The sequence below is a fragment of the Pantoea septica genome (genome assembly GCF_002095575.1).
GTDB lineage: Bacteria > Pseudomonadota > Gammaproteobacteria > Enterobacterales > Enterobacteriaceae > Pantoea > Pantoea septica.
In genome coordinates this window covers 1-4,645 of the sequence record NZ_MLJJ01000072.1, presented here as the reverse complement: position 1 = coordinate 4,645, position 4,645 = coordinate 1, and the positions used below count along the sequence as shown (strand labels likewise).

The 4,645-nt window shown below is 63.2% G+C and carries 6 protein-coding genes; 4 read left to right on the top strand and 2 right to left on the bottom strand.

The genetic code is table 11. From position 1 onward, the window contains the following. Positions 1-237, bottom strand: a 237-nt coding sequence (locus tag HA46_RS20480; RefSeq protein WP_143807699.1) for a LysR family transcriptional regulator, incomplete at its 3' end; no start/stop codon positions are given. A gap of 132 nt (positions 238-369) precedes the next feature. Here HA46_RS20480 and HA46_RS20475 point away from each other — a divergent pair. Further along, positions 370-927, top strand: a complete 558-nt coding sequence (locus HA46_RS20475; protein ID WP_084886547.1) for an antibiotic biosynthesis monooxygenase — start codon at positions 370-372, stop codon at positions 925-927. A gap of 17 nt (positions 928-944) precedes the next feature. Here the strand turns inward: HA46_RS20475 and HA46_RS20470 are convergent, their stop codons facing one another. After that, positions 945-1,889 carry a sensor domain-containing diguanylate cyclase gene (locus tag HA46_RS20470; RefSeq protein WP_084886544.1) on the bottom strand — a complete coding sequence of 315 codons (945 nt, stop codon included), beginning with the start codon at positions 1,887-1,889 and terminating at the stop codon, positions 945-947. 238 nt (positions 1,890-2,127) lie between these two features. Here HA46_RS20470 and HA46_RS20465 point away from each other — a divergent pair, with 238 nt between their 5' ends. From HA46_RS20465 to HA46_RS20455, 3 genes are all read left to right on the top strand, one after another. Then, positions 2,128-2,916, top strand: coding sequence for an MBL fold metallo-hydrolase (locus HA46_RS20465; RefSeq protein WP_033792337.1), 789 nt, complete (start codon positions 2,128-2,130; stop codon positions 2,914-2,916). A 71-nt stretch (positions 2,917-2,987) separates the two neighbouring features. Beyond that, entirely contained in the window at positions 2,988-3,512 is a 525-nt protein-coding gene (locus HA46_RS20460) for a TetR/AcrR family transcriptional regulator (RefSeq protein WP_084886541.1), read from the top strand. Continuing rightward, positions 3,509-4,645, top strand: a complete 1,137-nt coding sequence (locus tag HA46_RS20455; protein WP_084886537.1) for an MFS transporter — start codon at positions 3,509-3,511, stop codon at positions 4,643-4,645. Before HA46_RS20460 ends, HA46_RS20455 begins: the two co-directional genes overlap by 4 nt.

Below are 4,645 nucleotides of genomic sequence, written 5' to 3'. Positions count from 1 at the left end.
TTCGTTGACGGCGCGCAGCAACGCGCGTCCTTTTTCCAGCATCAGCCGTCCGGTTGGGGTGAAGGTGGCGCGGTGACCCGAGCGATCGAGCAGCGTGATCTTCATGTCGCCTTCCATCTTCTGCACCGTATAGCTTAGCGCCGACGCGGTTTTAAACAGCCGCGCCGCCGCCGCCGCGAAGGTGCCGTGACGGTCGAGCGCATCCAGAATCAGCAGCGCCTCGAGGTTTAGTCGCATTCCTCAGTTCTCCCCAAAAATTGTTGAACAACAACCCAAAATCATTCCGCTAACAATAAAGATTCTCATCTCGTATTTTTGTATCCAACAGCGCCACTGCTGTAAATCACTTTCAACGCGCCGGGAGGCGATATGAACAATTCGCATCAGGCCAGTCACGTCACGCTGGTGATCACCCATAGCGTTCAGGCGGAGAAACAGCAGGCTTACGAGCAGTGGCTGGAACAGATCATGCCGCAAGCGGCGCAGTTTCCCGGCCACCTGGGAGTAAACGTGCTGCGTCCGGTGCACGGCGAAAGCGCCTACACCGTGCTGATCCGCTTCGACAGCCTCGATAACTTGTTCAACTGGACCCAGTCCGAGGCGCGTAAGAGGCTGATTGCCGAACTCCCACGGCTGCTCTCCGGCCCGGAGCATATCGACGTGCGCCCCGGCGCCGCATTCTGGTTTACGCCCGCCAGCAAGGCGGCGCCACGTCCGGCGAAGTGGAAACAGTATCTGCTGACGCTGGGGGTAATTTTCCCCTCGACCCTGCTGATCCCGCCGCTCTGGGCCGCGCTGCTGCCCGCCAGCCGCGGCACGCTGTGGGGACATTTTTTAGGCGATGCGACCGTGGTCGCGCTGGTGGTCTGGCTGTGGATGCCGCTGCTGACGCGTTTGTTGAAAAACTGGCTGCTGCCGCGAGGATAGCGTCGGAGTCTGGCGGATCAGCCCAGCCCGACGCCGTTTTTCCCGTTGCGCTTGATGCGATACATCGCCTCGTCGGCACGGCTCACCGCCGCGCTGAATCCCTCCTGCGGCTGCGCCTGTACGATGCCGATCGAGGCGCCGATAGTCGCCGTGCCGTTCTCCAGCTCAAACGGGGTCAGTGCCGCCTGCAGGCAGGCGCGGCTTACCTGCTCTACCCGCGGATCGTCCTGACCGTACGGTATCAGCAGCACAAACTCGTCGCCGCCCAGCCGCCCCGCCAGTACCGGCTCAGGGCAAACCGCGCTCAGACGCTGGCTGAGCTGGATCAGCAGGCGGTCGCCGCTGCGATGGCCGAAGGTGTCGTTCACATGCTTGAAATCATCGAGATCGATAAAGGCGACGCAGAGCGCGTTCTCTCTGCGCATCTGGCTGAAAGCGTTGTGCAAGGCGTGGCGGTTGGCGAGCTGCGTCAGGGGATCGTGATTGGCCAGCATCGCCAGCTGTGATTCGTACTGCTTCTCTTTGGTCATGTCGATATGGGTGCCGGTGACCTTCAGCGGTCTGCCCTGTTCATCCCATTCGCTGATGCGACCGCGATCCAGCACCCAGGTCACGCCGCCGTTTTTGGCGATCATCCGGTGCAGCGCCTCATAGTAAGGCGCCTTGCCTTCGATATGGTCGTAAAACGCTTTCAGCACCTCGGCGGCATCGTCGGGATGCAGACTCTCTTGCCACTCGGAGAAAAGCGCCCTGCTCTCTTTCGGCTGATAGCCCAGCATCGCGCCCCAGCGCCGGTTAAAGATCACCAGCTTGCCCGAGGGAATGTCCAGCTGCCACAGGCAAAGGCCAGTGCCGTCCAGCGCCGCGTCGAGCTTGCTGCGGGCGTCGTGCGCTATACGCTTGAGTCGCGCATTATGCTTTTTCAAAATCTGTATCTGCTGGCGCAGCGCTTCGTCAGACATGGCACGCGGACGTTGAGAAATAAGATGTATTTTGCCTGCGCGGATATTTCTGTAAAGAGAGGCGCTGGAAACGTGATCAGCGGCGCTTTATCCCCTTAACCGCAAGATTTTATCCGGTTTAAATCGCGCTTACCGCATAGTCAGCGGCAGCGAGCGCAAAATCCGCCGCTTGCAGGGCGATCCTTCGCCTGCGCGCTCAACGGCTATAGTCAGAGTGACCTTTATTCTGGAGAAGATGATCATGCAACTTTGCGCCACCTGCGGCACTGCCTACGCTGAGGTTTCGCCGCAGCGCTGTAAAATCTGCGAGGACGAGCGGCAGTGGGTGCCCGCCGCCGGACAGCAGTGGACCGATTTTGCCGCGCTTACCCGCAGCCATCAGAACAAATGGCAGCAGCTTGAGCCGGGCCTGCTCAGCATTAAGACCGTGCCGAACTTCGCCATTGGCCAGCGCGCGTTGCTGCTGCGCAGCGGCGGCGGCGGCAATATTCTTTGGGACTGCATCGCCAACCTGGATCCCGCCACCGCCGAGTTGATCCATGCGATCGGCGGACTTGCGGCTATCGCTATCTCGCATCCGCACTACTACACCACGATGCAGGCGTGGGCGGAGGAATTTAACGCACCGATCTATCTGCACGCCGACGATCGTCAATGGGTGATGCGCGACAGCGACGCCATTCATTTCTGGCATGGCGAGACGCTGCCGCTAAACAGCGAGATCGATATCGTGCGCCTCGGCGGCCATTTCGCCGGCGGCAGCGTGCTGCACTGGAAAGCCAATGGCGGCGTGATGCTGGCGGGCGATATCATTCAGGTCACGCCGGGCAGAGACGCGGTCTCCTTTATGTGGAGCTATCCCAATATGCTGCCGCTCTCCGCCGCGACGGTAAGCGAGATGCTGCGCCGCTGCGACGCGCTGGCGTTTTCGCGGCTTTACGGCGCCTTCGAAGGGCAGGATGTCGCGCAGCAGGCGAAAGAGATCGTGATGCAATCCGGGGCGCGCTATCTACGCTGTCTGGCGTAATCTGGCCCCGCCGGAAAATAAATCGCCGCCGCCATTACGCAAAAGTAAAACGATCGGTTTACTTTTAAGAGATGAACAAACGCGACGATATTTTGCAGGCGGCCGAAAGGCTGTTCTACAACAACGGCTTTCATGCCACCAGCACCGACCAGATTTGCCGGGAAGCGGGCGTCTCGACGCGCACGCTCTATCACCACTTCCCCTCGCGCGAGGCGCTGACCATCAACGTGATGGCGGCGCGCCGGTCGCGTTTTTTCGGCGACCTGCTGCCTGCGCAGCATCCGCAGGCGCTGCGGCGACTGTTTGAGACGCTTGGGGAATGGACGGAGCAGTACGGCGCGCAGGGCTGCTTTTTTATCAAGGCCTGGGGCGAGTATGCGGAGAAAGACGCGATGCTGGCGGCGCACGCGCTCGACTATCGCTATGCGCTGCGCCGCTATATCGGCGACTGCGTGGTGGATGAGCGCCTGGCTAACGCGGTGTGGATGCTGTTTGAGGGCGCGGTGATCTCTGCGCTGATGCTCGGCGCGGACGCGGCGAAGCATGCGGGCGACGCCGCCGCACGGCTGATGCCGCCGCGCGAGGCGCAGCCATGAAACCCGCCATTGCGCTGGGCGTGACCGGCTTTTCGCTGATTGCCGTCACCTACGGCATGGCGCGTTTCGCATGGGGCCTGATGATGCCGGCGGTGATGAAAGAGATCCCCTTCAGCGTCCATCTCGCCGGCATCGTTACCGCCTGCAGCTATATCTCCTACTGTCTTTCCACCGCCGCCGCCCCCTGGCTGGTGGCGCGCTTCGGCGCCAGGGTCTCGGCCTGCCTCGCCGCGCTCTGCGCCGCAGGCGGACTGCTGCTGCTCGCCTGCGCCTTTTCGCCGCTAATGCTCGCCGCCGGTCTGTTTATCGCCGGGCTGAGCGCGGGCGTCGCCTCGCCCGCCATCGCCAGCGCGGTGGGCGAGACGCTGCCGCCTGCGCAGCAGGATTCCGCCAATACCGCCATCAACGCCGGCACCAGCGCGGGCATTATGCTTTCCGTGCCGGTGCTGCTGCTGTTGCCCGGCGGCTGGCGCGCCGCCTGCGTCGCCTTTGCGCTGCTGGCGTTGCTCTGTTTGCTGCCGGCGCGGCGCTATCTGCCTGTGGATCGGCGCGCCGGGCAGAAAGATCGCGCGGGTTGGCGCGATCTGATACGCCAGCGATCGCTGCTCCGGCTGGCGATCGTCGCTTTTATCAGCGGATCCGCCAGCGCGGCCTGGTGGAGCTTCGGCCCCGATATTCTGCGTCATCATCTGCATCTCGACGCGCGCGCCAGCAGTCTGCTGTGGCTGACGGGCGGCGGCGCGGGCATTGCGGGCGCGCTGACCGGCGCGGCGCGGCGCGTCCTCAGCCTGGTGCAGATCTATCGGCTGTCGCTGCTCTGCATGGCGCTGCCGCTGCTGCTGCTGGCGAGTCTGGAGGGCTTTTCGTGGTGGCTGTTTCCCGCCGTGGCGCTTGGCGGGGCGGGATACGTGACGCTTTCCGGCGTGCTGCTGGTGTATGGCGCGGCCGCCACGCCCACAGCGCCGGCGTCAGGGGTCGGCGTGGCGTTCTTTATGCTGGCGGCCGGTCAGGTGGCGGGCTCGGCGCTGTTCGGCGCGGCCTATGCTGGCCTGGGCGCAGGCACGGCGCTGCTGGGGTTTGCCGCGCTGGCGCTGGCGATGACGGCGGTGCTGCCGGGTATGCGAAATGCTTAG

Excerpts from the sequence above, each read along its gene's own strand:
- HA46_RS20475 (WP_084886547.1), top strand. The coding sequence starts at position 370 with ATGAACAATTCGCATCAGGCCAGTCACGTCACGCTGGTGATCACCCAT.
- HA46_RS20470 (WP_084886544.1), bottom strand. The coding sequence starts at position 1,889 with ATGTCTGACGAAGCGCTGCGCCAGCAGATACAGATTTTGAAAAAGCAT.
- HA46_RS20460 (WP_084886541.1), top strand. The coding sequence starts at position 2,988 with ATGAACAAACGCGACGATATTTTGCAGGCGGCCGAAAGGCTGTTCTAC.
- HA46_RS20455 (WP_084886537.1), top strand. The coding sequence starts at position 3,509 with ATGAAACCCGCCATTGCGCTGGGCGTGACCGGCTTTTCGCTGATTGCC.